Annotated in this window: 21 protein-coding genes, 1 tRNA gene and 1 pseudogene; 5 read left to right on the top strand and 18 right to left on the bottom strand. The window is 66.1% G+C overall.

Annotated elements, in window-relative coordinates; genetic code table 11:
* Positions 1 to 27 precede the first annotated feature (27 nt).
* Both nrtL and ACIGXP_RS06495 read right to left on the bottom strand, forming a co-directional pair.
* The gene (nrtL, locus tag ACIGXP_RS06500) at positions 28 to 1428 is read right to left on the bottom strand and encodes an ArgS-related anticodon-binding protein NrtL (protein WP_399764648.1); all 1401 of its coding nucleotides are present in this window, start codon (positions 1426 to 1428) and stop codon (positions 28 to 30) included.
* A 148-nt stretch (positions 1429 to 1576) separates the two neighbouring features.
* Positions 1577 to 2143: a response regulator gene (locus tag ACIGXP_RS06495; RefSeq protein ID WP_399764646.1), complete on the bottom strand. Its 567-nt coding sequence runs from the start codon at positions 2141 to 2143 to the stop codon at positions 1577 to 1579.
* 166 nt (positions 2144 to 2309) lie between these two features.
* On the opposite strand from ACIGXP_RS06495, the gene ACIGXP_RS06490 reads away from it, so the two are divergent.
* Positions 2310 to 2381, top strand: a tRNA-Arg gene (locus ACIGXP_RS06490).
* A 135-nt stretch (positions 2382 to 2516) separates the two neighbouring features.
* Positions 2517 to 3152, top strand: a complete 636-nt coding sequence (locus ACIGXP_RS06485) for a GNAT family N-acetyltransferase (RefSeq protein ID WP_399764644.1) — start codon at positions 2517 to 2519, stop codon at positions 3150 to 3152.
* A gap of 131 nt (positions 3153 to 3283) precedes the next feature.
* Here the strand turns inward: ACIGXP_RS06485 and ACIGXP_RS06480 are convergent.
* The 13 genes and pseudogenes from ACIGXP_RS06480 to ACIGXP_RS06420 all read right to left on the bottom strand — a co-directional run bounded on the left by ACIGXP_RS06480 (position 3284) and on the right by ACIGXP_RS06420 (position 11956).
* Positions 3284 to 4656 (bottom strand): annotated as a pseudogene (locus tag ACIGXP_RS06480) (tyrosine-type recombinase/integrase).
* Positions 4653 to 4847, bottom strand: a complete 195-nt coding sequence (locus ACIGXP_RS06475) for a helix-turn-helix transcriptional regulator (protein WP_399764641.1) — start codon at positions 4845 to 4847, stop codon at positions 4653 to 4655. Before ACIGXP_RS06475 ends, ACIGXP_RS06480 begins: the two are co-directional and overlap by 4 nt.
* Positions 4823 to 6142: a replication initiator gene (locus ACIGXP_RS06470; protein WP_399764638.1), complete on the bottom strand. Its 1320-nt coding sequence runs from the start codon at positions 6140 to 6142 to the stop codon at positions 4823 to 4825. The genes ACIGXP_RS06475 and ACIGXP_RS06470 overlap by 25 nt, the downstream gene beginning before the upstream one ends.
* Before the next feature lie 131 nt (positions 6143 to 6273).
* Positions 6274 to 6519 (bottom strand): SpdD protein, encoded by a 246-nt coding sequence (locus ACIGXP_RS06465; protein WP_399764635.1) that lies wholly within the window; start codon positions 6517 to 6519, stop codon positions 6274 to 6276.
* 14 nt (positions 6520 to 6533) lie between these two features.
* Positions 6534 to 6728: a hypothetical protein gene (locus tag ACIGXP_RS06460; protein ID WP_053708303.1), complete on the bottom strand. Its 195-nt coding sequence runs from the start codon at positions 6726 to 6728 to the stop codon at positions 6534 to 6536.
* A 10-nt stretch (positions 6729 to 6738) separates the two neighbouring features.
* Positions 6739 to 6930: a mobile element transfer protein gene (locus ACIGXP_RS06455; RefSeq protein WP_399764632.1), complete on the bottom strand. Its 192-nt coding sequence runs from the start codon at positions 6928 to 6930 to the stop codon at positions 6739 to 6741.
* Positions 6930 to 7121: a hypothetical protein gene (locus ACIGXP_RS06450; protein WP_399764629.1), complete on the bottom strand. Its 192-nt coding sequence runs from the start codon at positions 7119 to 7121 to the stop codon at positions 6930 to 6932. Before ACIGXP_RS06450 ends, ACIGXP_RS06455 begins: the two co-directional genes overlap by 1 nt.
* Before the next feature lie 20 nt (positions 7122 to 7141).
* Positions 7142 to 7759, bottom strand: coding sequence for a DUF2637 domain-containing protein (locus ACIGXP_RS06445; RefSeq protein WP_399764626.1), 618 nt, complete (start codon positions 7757 to 7759; stop codon positions 7142 to 7144).
* A 76-nt stretch (positions 7760 to 7835) separates the two neighbouring features.
* Positions 7836 to 9209: an FtsK/SpoIIIE domain-containing protein gene (locus ACIGXP_RS06440; protein ID WP_399764624.1), complete on the bottom strand. Its 1374-nt coding sequence runs from the start codon at positions 9207 to 9209 to the stop codon at positions 7836 to 7838.
* A gap of 5 nt (positions 9210 to 9214) precedes the next feature.
* Entirely contained in the window at positions 9215 to 9565 is a 351-nt protein-coding gene (locus ACIGXP_RS06435; RefSeq protein WP_399764621.1) for a hypothetical protein, read from the bottom strand.
* 123 nt (positions 9566 to 9688) lie between these two features.
* Positions 9689 to 10417, bottom strand: coding sequence for a GntR family transcriptional regulator (locus ACIGXP_RS06430; RefSeq protein ID WP_399764619.1), 729 nt, complete (start codon positions 10415 to 10417; stop codon positions 9689 to 9691).
* 86 nt (positions 10418 to 10503) lie between these two features.
* A complete protein-coding gene (locus ACIGXP_RS06425) occupies positions 10504 to 10938 on the bottom strand; it encodes an ATP-binding protein (protein ID WP_399764616.1) in 435 nt (144 codons plus the stop codon).
* A gap of 277 nt (positions 10939 to 11215) precedes the next feature.
* Positions 11216 to 11956: a GntR family transcriptional regulator gene (locus ACIGXP_RS06420; protein ID WP_399764613.1), complete on the bottom strand. Its 741-nt coding sequence runs from the start codon at positions 11954 to 11956 to the stop codon at positions 11216 to 11218.
* 135 nt (positions 11957 to 12091) lie between these two features.
* Between ACIGXP_RS06420 and ACIGXP_RS06415 the strand changes: the two genes are divergently transcribed.
* Together ACIGXP_RS06415 and ACIGXP_RS06410 are read left to right on the top strand one after the other, a co-directional pair.
* Positions 12092 to 13132 (top strand): DUF1152 domain-containing protein, encoded by a 1041-nt coding sequence (locus tag ACIGXP_RS06415; RefSeq protein ID WP_399764885.1) that lies wholly within the window; start codon positions 12092 to 12094, stop codon positions 13130 to 13132.
* Positions 13133 to 13392: 260 nt separating this feature from the next.
* A complete protein-coding gene (locus ACIGXP_RS06410) occupies positions 13393 to 14106 on the top strand; it encodes a hypothetical protein (RefSeq protein WP_399764610.1) in 714 nt (237 codons plus the stop codon).
* 377 nt (positions 14107 to 14483) lie between these two features.
* Here the strand turns inward: ACIGXP_RS06410 and ACIGXP_RS06405 are convergent, their stop codons facing one another.
* From ACIGXP_RS06405 to ACIGXP_RS06395, 3 genes are all read right to left on the bottom strand, one after another.
* The gene (locus tag ACIGXP_RS06405) at positions 14484 to 16727 is read right to left on the bottom strand and encodes a tetratricopeptide repeat protein (RefSeq protein WP_399764607.1); all 2244 of its coding nucleotides are present in this window, start codon (positions 16725 to 16727) and stop codon (positions 14484 to 14486) included.
* Positions 16728 to 17307: 580 nt separating this feature from the next.
* The gene (locus ACIGXP_RS06400; RefSeq protein WP_399764604.1) at positions 17308 to 17514 is read right to left on the bottom strand and encodes an HNH endonuclease; all 207 of its coding nucleotides are present in this window, start codon (positions 17512 to 17514) and stop codon (positions 17308 to 17310) included.
* A gap of 147 nt (positions 17515 to 17661) precedes the next feature.
* A complete protein-coding gene (locus ACIGXP_RS06395) occupies positions 17662 to 18066 on the bottom strand; it encodes a hypothetical protein (RefSeq protein ID WP_399764601.1) in 405 nt (134 codons plus the stop codon).
* Between the two features lie 469 nt (positions 18067 to 18535).
* Here ACIGXP_RS06395 and ACIGXP_RS06390 point away from each other — a divergent pair, with 469 nt between their 5' ends.
* Positions 18536 to 19744: a restriction endonuclease gene (locus ACIGXP_RS06390; RefSeq protein ID WP_399764599.1), complete on the top strand. Its 1209-nt coding sequence runs from the start codon at positions 18536 to 18538 to the stop codon at positions 19742 to 19744.
* Positions 19745 to 19765: the final 21 nt, after the last annotated feature.

Here is a 19765-nt window from a genome sequence, read left to right as displayed (position 1 = left end):
CTCCGGGGCGCATCTGCTCTGGCGCCCTCAGAGGTGTTCGGGTGCGTCGATGCCGAGCAGGGACAGGCCGCCGGCCAGCACCGTCCCGACGGCTTCGGCGAGGGCGAGCCGGGCACGGTGGGCGGCCGAGGGTTTCTCCTCGCCGCAGGGAAGCACGCAGGGCAGGAAGGGCAGCACGGCATCAGCGAGGGTGACGAGATGCCGGGCAAGCCGGTCCGGGGCACGGTGGGTGGCGGCCGCGGTGAGGATGCGGGGGTGGTCGGCTAGGGGGGTTAGGAGGTGGTGGGGGGTGGGGGTGGTGCTGGGGGCGGTAAGAGATTGGGGACTGGAGGTGAAAGGGCCGTGGGTGTCGGGGGTGGGGGTGGCGGGGCACTGGGCGCCAGGGGCGGGGGTGGCGGCGCGCTGGGTGCTGGAGGTGACAAGGCTCCCGGTGTCGGTGGTGACGACGTCGGGGGTGCCGGAGGTGACAAGGCTCCGGATGCCGGTGTCGGGGGTGACAAGACCCTGGGTGCTGGATGCGGCCAGGGCCCGCACACCGCCGACGGGACCGGGACCGACTTGGCCCACGGAACCAGGGCCGAATTGGCTCACCGGACCGGGACCAGGACCGGGACCGGCGGCGCTCAGGGGACGGGGATCGGCGACACCCACGTGACCATGACCGGCGGGGCCCACGCGACCGGGATCACCGGCGCTCAGGGGACCGGGACCGGTGTCCCCCAAGGGGCCGGGTTCGGCGGTGAAGCCCAGGCGGGCGGCGTTGCGGCTGAGGGACCGGATCCGGGCGTGGGCGTACCGCACCAGGAACAGCGGATTGCTCTCCCGCTGGACGAGATGGTCGGCGGTGATCCGCGGCCGGTCGTGCGGCGCGGGATGGAGCAGAGCCCACCGGGCGGCGTCGGCACCGAGCGGAGCGGGGTCCTCCGGGGCAGGCACAGGCCGCAGATTGACGGGCTCCCCGTGCTCGACGGTGGCCCGCCCGCCCTGCGTACCGACGATCCGTACGACGGCGTCGGCGACGACCTCGGCCCGCACCTCGTACGGCACCCGCAGCGCGACCACCTGCCCGGCGAGGGCGTCACTGTGCCCGTAGGCGGCACCACGGGCCCGGATCTCCCGGACCAGCCCGGTGAGGGGGTCGGCCTGCGCGTCGAGGCTGATGTTGAGAAAGCCCGGCCCGGTGACGACGACGTCCCGGATGCCGTCGGCGCCGACGAGCCGGGACCGCAGAATCTCGGCGACCCGCAGCGGCGGCTGCCCGGCCGGCCGGGCGAGCTGCAACGCGACGTTGGTGGCGAAGTCCCCACACCCTCCGGGCCCGGGCTCGGTCACCACGACCCTCTCGGGCAGGGCCACACTCAGCTCCCCGTCATCGACAGCACAACGCACCGCGCGCAGCACGGTGCGGGACAGCTCGACGGGGGTCACGGGACAAGCGTAGGGGAGGGAGGGGGTGGGTAGGCGAGGCGGTTCTCACTGTGGGACGGCCGACAGACGGCGACTTCTGCCTCAGCACGCACTGCGCATACGGCGGACAGCCGAGCCCCCGAGCCACCCAACCGCCGCAGCCGCTTACCTAACCGCCGTACGAGATCCCACCGGTCACACCGTCGGCGACCCCATCGGAAACCCCGCCGGAGAAACCGTTGGCAACGTCGTCCTCGCCGCCCCCTTCGCCGGCCCCATCCCCATCCCCGTCACTGTCGCTGTCCCCGTCACCGCCCCCACCCCGGTGACCTCCGTCCCCTCCACGCCCGTCTCCCCCACTGCCGCGCTCAAGGAGCTGCTTGACGAGCCGTACGAGCTCGGCGGGCTCGAAGGGCTTGGCGAGGAAGGCGTCCACGCCGACATCGAGACCGGTGTCGACCTCGTACTGGGTGCACGCGCTGATGATGGCAAGGGGCAGGTGATGGGTACGGGGATCGGCACGGAGGCGGGCGGCGGTGCGCAGTCCGTCCAGCCGGGGCATGACGACGTCGAGCGTCACGACATCGGGCCGCACCTGATGCACCACGTCCAGGCACTCGGCACCATCGGCCGCGGTCACGACCTCGAGCCCTTCCAGTTCGAGGTTGACCCTGATCAGCTGCCGGATGACCTTGTTGTCGTCCACAACAAGCACCCGACCCGAGGCGCCTGGCACAAGTCGAGAGTAGGTCCGGACCGGCCACCGCGTCCGGGTTTTCCCCACTTCCACCCCCTACAGGTGACCCGCCCCACCCCACCCCGGCAAACAGATTCCTGATCACCCCTCCGGACCTGCTAGTGTTCTACCCGTCGCCGCGAGCGAACAGCTCCGCAACCGACACGCCCCCGTAGCTCAGGGGATAGAGCAACGGCCTCCGGAGCCGTGTGCGCAGGTTCGAATCCTGCCGGGGGCACCCAGTATGAGGTGCCCAAAGACCCCGTCACCAGCGGAAACGCTGAGGCCGGGGTCTTCGCGTATGTGCAGGCGTATGCGGCCCGGAGCGGCCGTATGCCGGGGTCTGTGGACTATTCGTGGACAGGAACTGAGCATGTCTGCCCAGGTCACAGTGGCTATTTTGAAGCGGACGCAGGCCGGCGTGCCGGTCACGCTCCAGATCCGCGGCGCCGAATACGCTGCGCCTGACTGCCACACCGGGGCGACTCTTCACGTCGATCCGGAGGGCACAGCCGCCGCATGCACGAAGGGGTGTGGCATGAGGTCTCCAGGCGTACACCTGCGCGAGATCACCGACGACAACCGGGATGCCGTTCGTGCCCTCCGTGTCCGACGCGACCAGAAGCGGTTCGTCGCCTCCGTGTCCAAGTCGCTCAAGCAGGCAGCACAGCACCCGGAGGCCAACCCCTGGTACCGCGGGGTGTACATCGGCGACGAGCCAGTCGGCTTCGTGATGCTGTCGTGGAAGCCGCCGGCTGGTCCCTACAAAGGACGGCACTTCATCTGGCGCCTCCTCATCGACAAGCGGCACCAGAGGCGAGGGATCGGCCGAGAGACCCTCACGCAAATTGCCGCTCTCGTTCGCGCGGACGGCGCCACCGAGCTACTGACCAGCTACGATCCCGGCGACGGCGAACCGTGGCCCTTCTACCAGAAGTTCGGATTCGAGCCCACCGGTGATATCGACGACGGCGAGATCGTTCTGCGCCTCACCTTCCCCGTTCAGTAAGCTCACATGGGAAACCGAAGACAGTTCCCGGTAGTCACCTGACTAAGAATTTGCGGCCGACGCCCTTCGACCGGGAGACGACGAAGCCCCTGGCCCACACTCGGACCAGGGGCTAATGGCTATGCGCCTCGTCACTCGTATTCGCGCAGCAACTCTTCGATCTTGCGGTTGGCGATTTCCTGCCGTCCATCAATGCACTTGGCGTAGCGGCTCAGCAGCACCTCAACACTGTTGCCCGCACGTTCAGCCACTTCGGTCGGGTCCACCCCGGAGTTGAGCCACGTCGACAGCGCCGAGTGTCGGAGGTCTTACGGCCGCGCAGCGAGCGGCGAGGCGACGGCAGCCGGCTGGAGCCCGAGCGCCCGAGCCTCCTGCCACACGCGGTAGTACGTGGACGAGCCGACCACTCCCCCGCGTTCGTTGGTGAACAGCCGCCCGTCCTCGGCAGTCCCGAACGTATCGATGTGCTGCCGGAGGATAGAGACGAGCTGGGGCGGGATCGGTACGAGCCGGACCTCCTCCGCCGGCCGGTTCTTCAGGCCACGGTCATCGTGGGTCTCGCCGGAGTCGGTCCACTGCTTGCCGACACTGGGACGCGTCCGGTTCAGCAGTGCCGTCCCCCAGCCGGCCTCAGGCAGCTTCAGGTCCGCATTCGTAAGGCCGACGGCCTCAGCCGGACGCAGGGCGCCGTAGTACATGCAGGCGAACAGGCCAACGAGTCGACGGCCACGCGCCCGGCCATACCCACCGACGTACGAGACCGCAGTCAGCAGGGACCGAGCCTGCTCGGGATTGGCGACCACCCGAGGATCAACTTCCCCAGCAACCTTCGGCTTCTTCCATCGAATGCCCGTGATCGGGTTCTCTTTGAACTCCCCGAGGTCTACTGCATAGTGCAGCGCGTTGACGAGTGTTCGCCGCTTGCGCCGAACGGTCTCCGCGGCTGCCGCAGTCCCGTCGAGCTTCAGCTTGAGGGAGTCCAGAACTGCCCGGCCGATCGCAGCATCACCGAGGTCCGATAGCGGGCGCGAGGCCTTAGCCACCCAGTAGAGAGTGTTCGCGATCTCGCCGGGCAGTTCGCGATCGTTTGGGCCGGGGAGGACGAAGGCCCAGTTACGAAGCGCCTTCCTGATCAGTTCCTCCGGCGGCTGGCCCGGGCGATCATCGAGAAGAGCCGTCGTCACTGCGGTCAGCGCCTCATTGATCCCGTTACGCGTGTTGGGAGCCGCATGCGGCCACTTCATAGCGAGATACTTCAGAGCAAAGGCATACCAGCTCAGGGAGGCTGCTTTTTCGACCATCGAGTCTGGCAGCCCTGTGGCCGTGTCGAACTCTTCGCCCCCATGAGCGGCACGGAGAAGCTCGAACGGTAGTGGTCCGCGAGCCCCTTGGTACGGAACTGTTCGGAAAACACGCTTCCGGCCACAGTCCATCGAACATCGAAGGACGACTTCTTAGTGTTCCTCTTCCGAACGCCCCAGACCTTGACATCAAGAGACTTCACGCAGCCGCCTCCAATTCCCGAAGCCACGCGGTGAAGTCGCTGCGCCAGACCCGAAGCTCACCGTTGGGGAGCTTGAATGCGGCCGGCCCCTGTCCCAGCTCGCGCCAGCGATAGAACGTCCGGCGAGAAACGCCGCCCAGTTCGTCCAAGACTTGGCGAACCGTCATCAGCTCGTCGCGGCGGGCGTCCATGTCGGCTCTCCTTCCGTTCCAGGGGCAGGTTCGAGGGATGCGGTGAGCCAGGCTTCGGCGCGGGAGAGGCCGGTACCGGCGAAGACCCAGTGGGCGAGGACAAGCGTGGTTTCGCCGTCCTGCGCGACAACCGGAGCGGTTTGGGCTCGGCGCCATTCGGCGCGCGCATCCCGGAGGGCACCAAGGGTGGTGGAGTAGCGGCGGGACTTGGTGGAGAAGTGGCCGCGGAAGCCGAGCATGTGAGCCCAGGCACGGAGGCGGAGGTCTGCCAGCTCGGGGCGTGCGCCGAGGGTCCAAGCGGTGCGGATCAGGCGCCGGGCGTGGTCGGTGATCCTGGCTTGGGCCAGTTCGGCGAGGAACCTGATCGGCCGGTCGAGGGTGCCGGTCGCGGTCTCGGCTCCCTTGGTGGCGTACTTGGCGATGTATGCCGCGACGGCCCGTTCGGTCAGCTCCTGGCCGTCGTTGAAGTCGGCGGAGCGGATCGGGCGGACGTCGAGCTGGCGGCCGAAGACGAACGCGTGCGACCGGCCGTCGATCTCCGGGCCGTCGACGCGTGCGGCAGTGGCAGCCGCACGGATGGCGTCCTTCACCAGTTCGGTGGTGGCCCAGGCCGGTGGAGGCGTGTCGCCGCCTTCGGGGCCGTCGAGGCGGATGACGGCGTGGAAGTGGACGGCGCCGCGCTTCTGGTACTCGGCGACCTTGGCGAACGAGATCCGGGCGTGATCGCGGAAGTCGCGTTGGGTGAGGCCGGCGCGCTTGGCGACCTCGCGGCGGAGGTAGATCGAGAAGCGCCGCCACAGGGCTCCGGCGTGCGCGTTCCAGAGCACGGCCGCTGTGTAGTCGTAGGTGTCCGGGTCGAGGGGTGAGCCCAGGACGGGGTCCGTCTCGTCGTGCCGGAGGCCGCAGCGGCAGTCCCTCCCTCTGGAGGGCCGGTTGTGGACCGGGCCGAAGCTCGGGGCGGTGAAGGTGGCGAAGACACGGGGATGGGTGCCGACCTGTTCCGGCGTGCCCTTGCCGCCCCGGAGACCGACGGTGATCAGGTGGAAGGTGTCGCGGCGGTAGGTCTCGGCGCAGGCTGCACAGCGCGTCGCGCGGCGGTTGTTGCAACGGACGAGGAGCTGGCCGGCGGGGAGCGAGCCGGAGTCGAGGTGGTGCAGGACTCGGCCGATCTCGCCGGTGGTCGGGCTGACCTCGTATTCGGTGCGGTGGCCGTCGAGGCGGACGGGGTTGGTGCAGCCGCCCAGGCCGGAGAGTTGGCGGGCCAGCTCGGGCATAGTGCCGAGTGAGGCCAGCATGGAGAGTTCCGCCAGCGGTGGCGGAGTCTGCCGGGTGATGATGGGACTTCCTTTCGGCTGTTTCGGCGGTTGGGAGGGACGGCCCCGGGGCGACGGGATGCTTGGCGGCTTGTTGTCGCCCCGGTGGCCGGTCAGCGCTTGTACGCGTTGTTCATGAGGGAGCGCAGGACCACGGCGGCGATGGCCACGGCCACGGCCGAGATGGCAACCGTGGCCAGGAGCGCGGTGAGGACGATGCCGACGACGACCACGGCGGCTACTGCGCTCACGTAGGGGGTCAGGGGACGGCCGGCGGAGGGGGCCGGGACCTGCATCTGTTGAGGCGTGACGGTCGTGGTCGGCAGGGTCGGGACGTCAGGGAGTTTGGGGCGGAGCATGGTGGACCTCCTTGTCACTTGTGGGTGCCGTTGACGACGTCGACGCCGGAGCGGGTGCCGGACTCGATGGCGGGGGCGAGGAAGGTGTGCGAGAGCCAGAAGCCGAACAGGGCGATCACGACGGCGACCCAGAGGCGAACGCCGAGGAACTTGATCGCAGCCCAGGCGATGACGCCCAGGACGAAGACGAGCGGCAGCGAGACGGTCACGGAAGCTCCCTCAGCGGACGGCGCAGCGGTGGGTACGGGCGGCCAGTTCGGCGGCGGCACGGCTGTCGTAGTCGGTCGAGAAGCCGCAGCGCGGAGCCGTGCAGGCGGCGGTGTGCTTCTCGCGGCCCCGGCCGTCGTAATACGTGGCGACCTGGACGGGGCCGATGCGGACGACGTTGCGGAAGCGACGGTTGGCGGCCATCAGCGGGCCTCCTTGTCGGTGTCGCCGGTGAAGTCGGTGACGTGCTCGGCGAGCCAGCGCAAGATCTCGTCGCCCTCGTAGCTGTCGGCGGTGAGGATCACCGGCTCGGTGATCAGTACGGCTTCGGTGAGGCGGTTCTGGCGGGTCAGCTCGGCGGCGCGTTTCAGCGCGCGGAGCGTGGACGGGCGCATGAGGGGTGGTTCCTCCGTGGTCAGGTGAGCTGTGCGGCGATGGCTTCAGCGAGTGGCAACGGGACGCCTAGCCGGGCGCGAAGGGTCGGGGTGTCGATGGCGGATCCGGTCCGCGTGCGGTGCTCGTCAGCGACCTTGCGAGCCAGGGCGACGAGGGCGGGCGGGACAGGGGCCGTCGAGGTCGAAGCCGGCTCGGTTTCCTTGGCGGGCAGTGCAGGGAATGAGGGGGCCGGATGGGGCGGGGTGGCTTCCTGAAGCGGCTCTTCGTCCGGCTCGTCGGAGCCGTGGACGAGCAGGGTTCCGCCGAGGAAGGCGACGGCCGGCCACCCGGCGACGAGGATGCGAAGCCAAGCCGGTACGTCGCCCAGGTCAAGGAGCCCGGCCGTGGCTACGTTGGCCCCGAGCGACGCGGTCAGTGCGACGACGAACCAGCACCATGCCGCCGATCTCGTTCCGCCGGAACGGAGCCGTCGCCAGGCAGCAACCAGGAGCAGGTCCACGCTGATCGGGTAGGCCCACGCCTTCCAACCGGCCTGTCCGGCAGCGGCAGCCAGGTCATGGAGGTGGGCGAAGGACAGGGCACCGGCGATGACCGCCTGGACCAAAACAGCGTCCACACGCACGGCGGGGCGGGCCATCTCTCTCCCTTCTTCGGGCATGGCGGGGGTAGGGACGTGGCGCGGGACAGCTGCGCCAGCCGTGAGATGGGTTCGGTTACTCGGTGACCGGCTTGGTGGTGGCGACTGGCCCCGAGAGCCCCGCGGGCGCAGGCGGGACGTATGGCCGGAAGAGCTTGAGCGCTGCTACGTCGGGGGCGATGTGCGCAGTTCTCCGACAAGCGGCCGCAGCGTCGGCGAGAGACAGATACGGAGTGCGGATGCGGGACCAGCCGCCGGAGGTGTCACCGGCCACGGCCAGGCCGGGGCTTTCTGCAGCGATGGCGCAGGCGGCGAGGGCTGCCTCAGGGGCGATGTCGCCCAGCGCCATCTTGGCGGACGCTTCGTCGTTGACTCGATGGCAGACACGTCCGGTGAGCTGTGCGCGGAGCATGGTCGCGCCCTTGCCGAGTTCGGCGCCGAAGCGCTGTCCGCACACCTCCAGGTAAATCCCGGCAGCGCGGCCGAGCTGGGCGAGGCGGATGAGCTGGGTGACCATCTCATCCCGCCGTTCCTCCTCCTTCCGCGTCGCGACGAGGAAGAGTTCTGCCACCTCATCGATGAACAGAACGATGGGAGCGGGGCGCTCGCTCTCGGGCAGGCCCCAGACGTCCGAGGTGATCAGCTCATCCGGCGTCTCGGGCGTGATGCCCTGTCGAGTCTTGATCAGGTCGTAGCGGTCCTCCATTTCCTTCACGAGCACGGGCAGCAGCTCGGCCGCCTGCTCCGGATCGGTTGCCAGGGCGGAAAGCCGGGCGGCGAACGGCGACAGCTCGACCCCGCGCTTGCAGTCGATGCCGACCAGGACCACAGGCTGAGCCGCCAGCTCGGTGAGCAGGTTCCGCAGGTACATGGACTTGCCGGACAGTGTGGCGCCGAGAACAAGCTCGTGCGGTACGGCTCGGTAGTCACGTAAGAAAGCGGTCGCGTACTCTCGCAAAGCCACCGGCACCCGCAGCAGCCCGCCATCGACCCGACTGGGCATGCGGACCTTCCGCAGGACGTCGAAACCGACGAGCCGCAGTTCGACGACACCGGGCTTGATGTCCCGGACGTACACGGCGTGCACGCCCCAGGCGTGCCGGAGCCGTTCAGCCGAAGCCGCCACATCCGCCGGCTCCTGCCCCGGTGCCAGCCGCAGCCGAACCCGCAGGCCCGTCGAGGTGGGCCGGATAAGACCCCGGCGGGGAGGCACGGGCCGGACCTCACGGCGAGTCGTCGCCTTGACGGCCAGCGCCCGCCATCGGGACGGCTCAACGGTCAGGCCGCAGGCGTCCATGGTCGAGGAGTACGAGGCCAGCAGCCGGGCCACCGAGACCGGGAGGCCGACCATGGACCAGTACGCGGCCGGATGGGCGTGTCGGGCATAGGCCACGCCGCCTATCGCAGCGAGCGACCCACCTACCTCGGCAACCGTCATCAGGTCCGTCAAGCGGATCAACCCGCCTGAGCCATCGGGAAGGCGCCCGGCGTCACCGCGGTGGCCCGGTAGGCGATGCCGTGACGCTGCTGGCCGTTGAACACGCTTTCCCAGGGACGGGCGACGAGGCCCGGCAGCGAGACCGGAGCGCCGACGGTCAGACCGTCCGTCACTCCGCTTTCGGGCACGGTGACCTGGATCAGCGACGACTCGCCCTCGTCGATGAAAACGACGCCGATGGTCATCAGCGCCTCACCGGTCACGGCGTCCTTAGCAATCTCACCGGTCTGTCGGTCACGCACCTTGGGCGCCGGGGCTTCGGTCAGCAGGATCGTCGCGGCCGAAGCGTCAATGCGGATCACACGCACAGAAGATCTCTCCTTCGAGGTCAGTCAACCGTCACCTGACAAGTTGACTTAGCAAGCTCGAAGCTAAGGATGCCAAGTTGACTTGTCAAGTGGAAACGGTGGCCGCCGGGCTCCGGTCCTGGGTCAGCTCAGGCGGTAGGTGTCTTCGAGTTCCTGCCGGTCGGCAGGCAGCAGCACGTCAGAGACCTGCAACGCCTGCCCCGCGGCATCACACGCGACTACCAGGACGCTGAGGACAGGAACGCCGTTGGGGATGCCCAGAAGGCCGGCTTCACCCGCTTCTGGCAGCCGGGCCGAGACTCGTTCCGTCACGTGGTCGAAGCGGACCTTCTTCCGCGACTCCAGATGATCACGCAGGCTTCCGCCCAGGGCCTCACTGCTCGCCAGCTCCGTGCCGTCGACCAGGGCCGCGGGAAAGTAGGACGAGACCAGCTCGGCAGCTTCACCTTCCTCTTCGACGAGAAACCGACGCATGAGCACCTTGGCGCGCTTCGGCAGACCGAGCGCAGAAGCGACACGGGCGGGAACAGGTACTTCGCCGACTTCCACGAGACGACCGGGAGTCCGTGACTCGTCGCGCTCCAACGCCTCACGGCCCCTGCGGTCCTTCCGCTCCGCGGCGGCCGGCCGCCCACGCACGATCGTGCCGAAGCCCTGGCGAGACTCCAGCCAGCCATCCCGCTTCAACAGCTCCAGCGCCCGCACGACGGTCGGGCGGGACATCCCGAAGGCCTGCACCAGCTGATTTTCACTGGGAACGCGGGTGCCGGGCGGATAGGTACCGTCCTCGATGCGCCGCTGGATGGTCTGCGCGAGGCGTACGTACTTCGGTGCCTCCACCTCATACGCCATGAACGCCGCCCATCGAGATTGGCCAAGTCAACTGGTCAACCAGACTAGCGCTGCATTGCAATGCAATGTAATAGGGGGTGCTCCGGTCAGAGCCAGGCATCGGCCATCACGAAGGACACGACCGTGCCGCCGAAGGCGCTGGGCCCTGAATGCCAGGAGTCGGCGATGGAATCGACCAGCAGCAGGCCGCGCCCGTGCGCTTCCTCGGCGTCCGGCCGGCGCAGCCGCACGTTCGCAGGAAAACCGGGGTTGTGGACCTCCACCCGAAGCGAGGCCCCGTCACGGAACCACTCCACCCTGACGAGCCACGGCTCATCGGACCGGCCGTAGAGGATGGCGTTGGTCACCAGTTCCGAGATCATCAGCACGCAGTCGTCGACCGAGCAGGCCGGGTTGTAGGGCGCGATGAACTTCTTGAACCAGCGTCGAGCCCGAGGCACCGATTCAGGGGTCGGGTGCAGAGTCATCGCCCCGAGCCGGGGCGACTCCGGGCATGGGTCACGGTCGAGCGTGTAGGCCATCCGTGCTCACTCCTTGCCGGTGCCGTCGCAGTCGAGGCACCGTCGCTTCGATGTGGCACGGGCACGGTCGTTGACGGTGGAGAGCGCCAGCGTGGTGCGCGAGCTGACGCGCTTCCATCCGCGACCCCGGCAACCCCGGCAAACTAAGCGCGCGTCCTGTTGCGGCCGCTGACTCGTCACGCCCGCGCCCCCTTCCGTAAGTGGCCTTGGCCACTTACTGGATAGTGGCATTAGCCACTTGCAGCGTGCAAGCGGTTCGACGCAATCAGACGAACAATCAGGTGAGCGGGTAGCCCTGTTCGAACGCCCAACGGTGAGGCGGGTACGTCGCCTCGGCGAACTCTAGCGGTCGGTCCTGGAGGTCGAAGACCACGTGATGAACCACCAGCACGGCCGAACCGGCCTCCAGCTGGAGGTCCGCCGCCTCCTCGTCGGTCGCCGAGCGAGCGCACATGCGGTCTTCCGCGTAGCTTCCTTGACGCCCCGTCATGTTTTCGACGTACATCAGGGTGCCTTCTTGAATCCGCTCCGGGTCCATGAGCTTGGGTGCCTTCTGACCGACGTCCGGCGCGAACCAGGAGGTGGACAGAGTGATGGGCCCGTCCTGGTTGTTGGTGACACGCCGCCGATGCACGGCCCGCCGGTCCTTCGTCAGCCCCAGCGCCTCGGCGACGTAATCCGGCGCCTCCATCCAGCCGGCCGACGTGATGACCGCGTACTCACCAGGGGTGTAGATCTTCCCCGTCTGGCGAGCGCGCCCGTACAACTCCCGCGCACGGCGATTGACTTCCAGGCTCCGGACGTAGGTACCCGATCCCTGCCGCTTCTCGACCAGGCCCTGATGACTCAGCGCCTCCAACGAGCGGGCAGCCGTCGGCCTGGACACCTTCCAATCCGCCGCAAGTTGGCGTTCCGAGGGGACCTCCTCCCCCGGTCGCAAGTCTCCCCGAAGAATCTGATCACGGATGAAGTGCGCGATCTGGAGATACTTCGGCTGAGCCTCCTCGATCTGAGGCATGTGCCCTCCTCGCCCAAGTGGCTATGGCCTCTAGCCACTATAGGGTGAGTGGCCAGTATTCGAACCCGTACGCTGGGCAGCATGACGCGGTTGATCGTCGCAGCAGGAGGAGGGGGCGACGCAGTCGCCGCCGCAATGCTTCACGCCGCCCTGTACGGCGACGAGGACCAGGCGGTGATCCTCACGTACGCGTGGGACCGCCTGCTCATCGACCCGGTACCGGGTCCACGAGGAGCCCGCGACTTCACCGGCCTCCAGCAGATCACCCCGGCCGTCTCGGCAGTGCCGGCCGAGGCCCGTCCGATCGCACCAGCCGGTTCCACACTGCCGAGGCTCGCCGCGGAGCTCCCGCATACCTTCGCACTACTCGACCCATACCAAGGTGCCGAAGGCGTAACGCGTCAGCTGGAAGAACTGGTCAGTCACTTCAAGCCGGAGTCCATCGACCTCCTGGACGTGGGCGGTGACATCCTCGCCCGGGGCGACGAGCCGACGCTGAAGAGCCCTCTCGCCGATGCCCTCACCCTGGCCGCTGCCTGCCAGGTGAACGCGTCGGTCCGCCTCCTGGTCGCCGGCCCTGGCCTGGACGGCGAACTCTCCCCGGACGACCTACGTCCGATGCTCGGTTCTGTCGTCCACACCCTCACCGCGGACGACGTGCAGCGGATCAGCACAGTCCTGGAGTGGCACCCCTCCGAGGCAACCGCGATGCTCGCCGCAACGGCCCGAGGCGTCCGGGGCACCTGCGAGGTACGCGACGCCGGCCTCCCTGTGGCTCTCACTGACGAGGGCCCCCGAGTGCACGAGGTCGACCTGGACGAAGCGGTGAGCCGCAACAGTCTGGCCCGGGCCATCATGACGACCGCTGCCCTAGACGAGGTCGAGGCACATAGCCGCGAGATCTGCGGCTTCTCCGAGATCGACTACGAGCGCAACAAGGCCGTGTGGCTGAAGGAGCAGTCACCGGTGGAGCTGGACGCCGAGGCCGTGTTGCCGCAGCTGGACCAGTTTGAGGCGGACGCCGGCAGCCGCGGAGTCACCCACACGACGTTCCGCCGCATCACCGAGGCTCTGAATCTCAACGGCTCGCAGCGCAGCACCCTGCGCCAGCTGCTCATCGACAGCCGCCCGGAGCAGTACGACGCGCCCTTGTGGCGCATCACTAGGACTGCCTGAGTAACAACTTTCTCTACGGGTTCAAGGCGGCTCGCTCCGCTCGCCGCGCGCGGCCCGGCCCCCGGCCGGGCCTGCGCTCCTGTCTCCGCCCCGCTCCAGCCCGGCCGGCGCCCGCGCCGCGCGTACAGCAGGCAGCGGCCTGGCGTCAGAGAAGCGGTGTCTCGTGGCTAGGGTGTCGGATACGAGACTTTCGTTGCTCTCGGGTAACGAAGCGTACCCACGTTAGACGGCGAGCACGGACGGCCTGGACAATCCGGCCCATGCTCCTTTCGCATCTCGCCGGGCTTGCGGCATCGACTGGCCAGAAACCACGAGGAATCGCGTGGGGAGATCTGGTTCTCAAAACAGTGCCGATCGCCGCGATCACCACGGCCATCCTCGCGCCCATCATGGCCGTACTCACTGCGCAGCGGCAGGAACGGGGTAAGCGCCGGGCTGCCGACCTCGAAAAGCTTCAGCTCGCCATCCTTACCTTCCGCTCGCACCTCGTCCACCACCGTTCTCGGGCCAATATTCGGCAACGCTTCGACGTGGACTTCCTGCCTGACCTGCTGATTGAGAACTTCGTGGAGGAGGTCGTCAATAGCGCCCTCAGTCAGACAGGCAGACGCCAGGAGGCGGTCCGCCGTGGTCTGGTCCGGATTGCCGGTGACATGCGTGTTCGCATGGCTGAAGACATCGGGCTGGCCACGGCGAAGCTCAAGGACTCCCAGGACCCCCTGGATGCGACCAAGCGGCAGGACGCACGCCTCGGTTGGCACCAGCAGAACTACGTCATTACGGGGCTCGTGGACACCTCCGGAGTCCTCGACCGCTTGAGTCAGAGCCCCCACCTAGCCGAACTGCATGATGCGGCGTTGAAAGAGGTGGATGGCCTTCTGCGCTCGGTCGGCATCAAGCAGCTCGGACTACGGGGAAGGCGCCCGCTTCCGGACGCTGGCTCCCTTCCCGATCCCGACTACACGGCTCGCTGACGGGGACTCCAGACAGCGTGACTGAGGCTGGTGGGGCTACAGCGAGACATACGCGTGCCTGCTCTGTTGGCGCACCCGCCGTCGTGGCTGACTGTCGTCGGCTGAGGTACAGACGAGCTCCGGATATGCAGGTCTCGTACTGCTGCCGACCTCCCTATCGGCCAGCGATCCTCCGTCTTCCAGACTCCGCCGACCTCTGCGTCTCGATTCTGGCATCATGACCCAGATCAAGTGATGGTGCAGTTGACAGGGGGACCCGGTGCGGGAAGCACTAATTGGAATAATAGGCGTCTAGAGCTAGCGCCACTCCTCAAGCAGCACTGAAAATCCCTCGCTCCATCCGCATCGCCGAGTCCGCTTTACCGCTGCCTCCAGCTCTACGTGCTTGGGTCCCGGAGGTACTGAGCTATCAGACGCTTCCGTTCAGGTTCATGAAACGGCCCAAGAAGCCGCTGAGCCTCTTGGAGTGCAGAACGGCCACGCTCTTTATCTCCCTGCGTCACCAATGCGAGCCCAATAGCCGCCATCACAGTCCCTTGCCCGTGACTGTCTCCCACGTCACAGAATATCTGGTGGGCAGATTGATAAGAATTCAGGGCCCTCTCAAGATCGGAAGCCAGGAGAACCGCGTTCCCCAAATTAAGGTGACACATCGCTTCACCCTGACGGTCCCTCACTTCCCGATAGGCCATGATCGCCGCACCCAGATAATTCACACCTTCCTTTAGATGCGGGGTGGAGAGTTCCTGAGTGGCTCTTTGCATCAGTGTTGTCCCGAGTTGAGCTAGCGTCGACGCCTCTGCTTTCTTGGCTCCATTCCGAGCATGGACAGCGAGGGCTTGCCGCAGCGCCTTCTCGGCCTCTTGAAATCTGCCTGACTCACGGAGGGAGATCCCGAGATTGGTCAGACCGAAACCTCCCCCCTCGCCGAATTCCCCTCTAATCTTCATCGCCCTGTTCAAGGGTTCCATGCCGGCCTCGACGCCAACCAGTTCCCTCAATGCACCACTCAGGTTGATAAGCGCTCTGGACTCCTGATCCCGATCATTGAGGGAGCGCGCAAGGGCAACCGCTTTATTCAACCAGCGCACCGCCTCACGATGCTTCCTCATGTTGGTATAGGCGATGCCCAGGTTGTTGTAAACACCAGAAAGGCGCGACTCGTCTCCTGCCCTTTTTGCGGCCTCCATTCCAACGAACAGGACAGACAGGGATGAAGGGAAGTCTGCAATGTTAATGAGATACGATACGACCGATACCGACAGGTCTGCGCTCGTGTCATACATTTCCAGCTCAGCGGACAGCTTCGCACTAGCCGCAAGGTTTGAAGCCTCGTCAGCAAGCCAATCCATGGCGGCGACACGATCCGCAAAACCGTCAGTTAGCTGCCCTTGCGGTCGGCTGTTTACCCATGCAGCAGCATGTTCGGCCCGAGCTGAAAGGTGAATTACGAGCCTTGCTTGAGCGGCATCACGGAACTCTTTGCTGTCATGGGCCTGCCCCTGTTCAGCAGCATAGAGTCGGACCAAATCATGCATTCTCCACCTGCCCGGAGCGCTGCTTGTCTCCACCAGATGACAGTTAAGGAGATGCCTCAGAGCTCGCTTCGCCTTTAGGTGTTGCGTATCGAGCAAGAGAGCAGCTGTTTCTGTCGACAGGTCAGCACCCGGATTAAGTGCCAGTGACCTAAAGGCCGCCGCATGAAATTCATTTAGGCGAACGTAGGATCGTTCAAAAGCCGCGCGGACAGCAACATCTTCGTGCTCTAGACCCTCCAGTCGCTCCTCTTCCTGCGCGAGCTCGCCCCCAAGTTCTGGTGCGGTCAAGTATGGGTCAGAAGCCAGAATGGCGCCGACAATACTTAGCGCCAAAGGCAGGCGACCACAGAGCCTTGCCAGCTCAAGCCCGTCCTCTGAAGAGAATTCCCGTTTCGCCTTGACCTTGATCAGGTCCACCGAATCTTCGGGTGATAGCACATCGAGCCGTACGTTAGTCGCTCTCGGAATCAGGGGCGCGATTGCGTTACGCGACGTAACGATGACCTTGTGCACATGAGAATTGGGGATGAGTGAAAGCACTTGCTCTGCATCGCGAACGTTATCCAGAACGATCAGAACAGGCAGATTAGCGCTTGCCCGCTTTTCCAGCTCAGCATGGAACTGTGGACCCAGATTCTCGGGCTTGCCATCAATGGAATCCACCCCTAAAGCTTTAAGCGCTGGCGAGTATACCTGGTGTGGGTACACAGAGAGATCAGAAAGCGTGTCATATCCGCGAAGGTCCACGGATATGGCACCTCCTGGGAAAAGGCTTTGATCCACCGCCAGGCCAGCAGCCCGGATCGCCAGCTCGGTCTTCCCAATGCCGCCAAGCCCTGACAGCACTAAGACAGTGCTGGCGCCATCTTCTGTCTGCTGAAGGTGGGAGAGGATACGTTGGATCTCTGCGCCACGACCTACGAAATCACCTCGCGCCGGTCCGGATCGACGCAGGGGAACTACCGTCGGTGGAACGACATGATTAACACTGTCATGGACGTAGAGGTCGCGCCCCGCCTGGTATACCCGGGCCTGACCGGATGCCTGTGCGTCCAGCGTCACGCGACTTTCAGGATTACTCATGATTCTTTGATGTGCTGGTCGCGTCCGGCTTGATACACCCGTCCATTTCCTGTCGCGTGGGCGTGCATTTGCACAGCGTTGCCACCTGTCGTGTGAGGTGACACCTCCTCCAGCAGCGCTCGCAGTTCTTCAGCGACGCTGGGGTCAGCGAGCAACAGCCGTCGAACCCGTCCCTGCCACTCCGCCTGAAGGTCGGTCTCCGTCTGCAGGTCCTCTCTACGGCGTGCAGCAAGTAGCTCCTCGCGACTCTGAGCAAGCTCACCAGCGACGGAGTCAGCCCGCTCCGGGTACACCCTCCGCCAGAGAGCAACGACTCCCCCACGAGTGCGCTGCCAGGCCTCCGTGGCCATGAGCGTGACGATCGTTGTACCAGCAGTACCCGCAAGGGTAGCTACCTCTGGGTCCATCAAGTCCCCCAATTCTCAGACAGCTTCACTGTTCCTCGGCCGGAAGACCAGAAATTACCGGTGTAGGCAGCGTCTTCGCCAGTTTCACCACCGAGGAGCGTCGCTCAAGTCGCGTGCGGTTGCGTGCCTGCCGCCAGCCGCGGCTTTGGTAACGCCGCTGCCGTCACCCGAGCCTACTTTTGCACCAACGTACGCAGTTCTGCCGGCGTTGGCCACGGCGCGCAGCGGTGAACCATGCGGTGGCAGTTCGAGCAGATCAGGGCAAGGTCAGCGAGCCTCGTCGTGCCTTCTCCGGCCTCATGGAGTGGCACCACGTGGTGGCACTCGATGTAACCTTGTCCGCGCTCGCCATAGACTGCGCTGAAGTCGAAGCCACACACTTCGCAGGCCAGGGTGCGTCCGCCCTTGAGGACAGCCGCAATCTTCTTAGCGCGGAGCCTCTTATTCCGTTCTCGTGGGCGGTGGCTCGGTAGAGTACGCGCCCTTCTGGCGCGCTGACCTCGTCGTCATCAGTGTCGTCTTTCTCATCAGGCACTCTCGCTCTCGTCCTCGATGCCGTCGTCTTCGCCCGTCTCGTCAACGACCGCAGGCCCGGCGTCCACCGCTGCCTCCCACCACTCCTCGGCGGTGGCCAGGAGGGTTTCGAGCTTCTCCCTGAGAAGGTTGGCCTGAGCGCGTCCGCGCTGCTCGATTAGCGGCACGCCGACTTCGTCCTCGATGCCGCCAAGGTTCCGCATCGCATCCGCCAGGCCCCTGAGCGCTCCCTGTGTGTCCTTTAGGGCAGGCTGGGACTTCTCTTCGAGGACGGCCTCCTCGTCCAGGGGCTCCTGTCCCTCCTTGTCCTTCGGTGCCAACGTCTCCCGGAGGTACTTGTTGTCGACGTAAGTGTCATCGCCGGCAGCGCTCGGCTCGGGGTAGCCCTGCGCGTCCACGCGCCGGTGCCGGAGGCCGGCACGGTCATCCTCGATCGCTTCCGCAGGTGAGGCAGGCCCCACTCGGTTTCCAGCAGCTCCGCCATGACGTCCGCCGGAGGGCGGCGGTCGCTGCCCGCCCCGATATCGTGCCTGGCGCCGCTGATCGCCTTGTGCTTCACGAGGACGTATGCACCAACGGACCCACAGCTGAGTTCCCGCAGGTCCGCCGACCTCGCCGTTCTGCAGCTCCTTCAGTGCAGCCTGGTACAGCGCCTCCGGTGTGCGCTTCGTCGGCTCCCAGGAATTTGGCTGGTTCAGGTGCGTCGGAAGGGCGCTCTCCAGCGCCTTCCGGAAGGCCGCCAAGTCGGTGTCCGATGCCTTGCCACGCAGTTCCCGGGCGATCATCTCGACCCCGAGCGGCAGCTTCGTTCAGCCACCCCCGCCGCTCAGGCGCCCCCGTCAGTGCTTGCTGGTAGAGCTTGTGAGTATGACCCTTCCTGCCGCTTCTGAGCCCCACGTAGCGTTCCCGGACCTTGAAGTCGCTGACCTGCTCGTCGACGCCCTCTACGCCGGCGGCACGAGTGGCAACACCGGCGACGATCCCATTTCTAGGCTCATAAAAGGAGTTGGTAACCAGGGCGGCTTCCGGTACTCCGGCTCCCCAACCAAGGGAACAGTGAAGTTGGCTGTGCTCTACACGAGCGGCAGCGATGTCGACTGGCCCGACCACCTGGATATCGAGACGGGCACCTTCACGTACTACGGGGACAACAAAAAGCCTGGCCAAGGCCTCCACAACACCCCACGGTCGGGCAACGTCCTCCTCCGAGACGTCTTCGCCGCATCCCACGGGACCGCAGAACACCGGGCCAAGGTGCCCCCGTTTTTCCTGTTCGAGAAGGCGGGCTCCTCAGGCCGGGCAGTGCGCTTCCGCGGGCTCCTGGCACCAGGCGGGCCGACCCTCACATCTGACGACGAACTCGCTGCCATCTGGCGGACGACGTCGGGGCTCCGGTTCCAGAACTATCGTTCGCACTTCACCGTCCTCGACCACGACAGGATTCCGCGCAGCTGGATTGAGCACCTGCTCGACGGCGGTGCCCCGCTGGGCGGTCAGTGCCCTGACGTCTGGCGCACTTGGGTCGAGGGACGCGTCTACCGTCCACTGCTGGCGCCTACGACTACCGTCATCCGCTCCAAAGCCGAGCAGCTCCCGGATGATGCCCTGGGCGTGGCCATGCTGAATGAGATCCGTGAGTACTTCCGCGAACGGGAGCACGAGTTCGAAGCGTGTGCCGTGGCCATCTGGCGTCTGATCGCCCAGAACACCGGACCAGTGGACCTTACGCGCCCCAGCAGGGACGGAGGGCGCGATGCCGTCGGCACGTATGGCCTCGGGCCGGCATCCAGTCGCATCTCCATCGACTTCGCCCTTGAAGCGAAATGCTACAGCGTCGGCAACTCAGTGGGCGTGCGGGAGGTTTCACGACTGATCTCCCGAATTAGGCATCGCAACTTCGGCGTCCTTGTGACCACGTCATACTTTCAGAAACAGGTCCAGGAAGAAGTCCACGAGGATGACCACCCCATCGTTCTCATCTCAGGCCGGGACGTTATCGCCGCCCTGCGCCAAAACGGCCGCACGACTGTTGACGCCGTCCGCCAGTGGCTGGAGCAGAGCTTTCCGAAGGTGTAGCTCGGGAGACGCAGAAGTGTC

Origin of the sequence: Streptomyces sp. NPDC053069 (assembly GCF_044546895.1) — a bacterium.
GTDB lineage: Bacteria > Actinomycetota > Actinomycetes > Streptomycetales > Streptomycetaceae > Streptomyces.
Note: the sequence above shows the minus strand (reverse complement) of the source record. Positions and strands in the feature narration are given on the sequence as shown.

Bases quoted from the DNA above. Each gene is read 5' to 3' on its own strand.
- ACIGXP_RS06420 (WP_399764613.1), bottom strand. From the start codon at position 11,956: ATGCCTCAGATCGAGGAGGCTCAGCCGAAGTATCTCCAGATCGCGCAC.
- ACIGXP_RS06405 (WP_399764607.1), bottom strand. From the start codon at position 16,727: ATGAGTAATCCTGAAAGTCGCGTGACGCTGGACGCACAGGCATCCGGT.
- ACIGXP_RS06475 (WP_399764641.1), bottom strand. From the start codon at position 4,847: ATGGACGCCCGCCGCGACGAGCTGATGACGGTTCGCCAAGTCTTGGAC.
- ACIGXP_RS06390 (WP_399764599.1), top strand. From the start codon at position 18,536: ATGACCCTTCCTGCCGCTTCTGAGCCCCACGTAGCGTTCCCGGACCTT.
- ACIGXP_RS06445 (WP_399764626.1), bottom strand. From the start codon at position 7,759: ATGGCCCGCCCCGCCGTGCGTGTGGACGCTGTTTTGGTCCAGGCGGTC.
- ACIGXP_RS06450 (WP_399764629.1), bottom strand. From the start codon at position 7,121: ATGCGCCCGTCCACGCTCCGCGCGCTGAAACGCGCCGCCGAGCTGACC.
- ACIGXP_RS06485 (WP_399764644.1), top strand. From the start codon at position 2,517: ATGTCTGCCCAGGTCACAGTGGCTATTTTGAAGCGGACGCAGGCCGGC.
- ACIGXP_RS06415 (WP_399764885.1), top strand. From the start codon at position 12,092: ATGCTTCACGCCGCCCTGTACGGCGACGAGGACCAGGCGGTGATCCTC.
- ACIGXP_RS06430 (WP_399764619.1), bottom strand. From the start codon at position 10,417: ATGGCGTATGAGGTGGAGGCACCGAAGTACGTACGCCTCGCGCAGACC.
- ACIGXP_RS06425 (WP_399764616.1), bottom strand. From the start codon at position 10,938: ATGGCCTACACGCTCGACCGTGACCCATGCCCGGAGTCGCCCCGGCTC.
- ACIGXP_RS06455 (WP_399764632.1), bottom strand. From the start codon at position 6,930: ATGGCCGCCAACCGTCGCTTCCGCAACGTCGTCCGCATCGGCCCCGTC.
- ACIGXP_RS06465 (WP_399764635.1), bottom strand. From the start codon at position 6,519: ATGCTCCGCCCCAAACTCCCTGACGTCCCGACCCTGCCGACCACGACC.
- ACIGXP_RS06410 (WP_399764610.1), top strand. From the start codon at position 13,393: ATGCTCCTTTCGCATCTCGCCGGGCTTGCGGCATCGACTGGCCAGAAA.
- ACIGXP_RS06470 (WP_399764638.1), bottom strand. From the start codon at position 6,142: ATGCTGGCCTCACTCGGCACTATGCCCGAGCTGGCCCGCCAACTCTCC.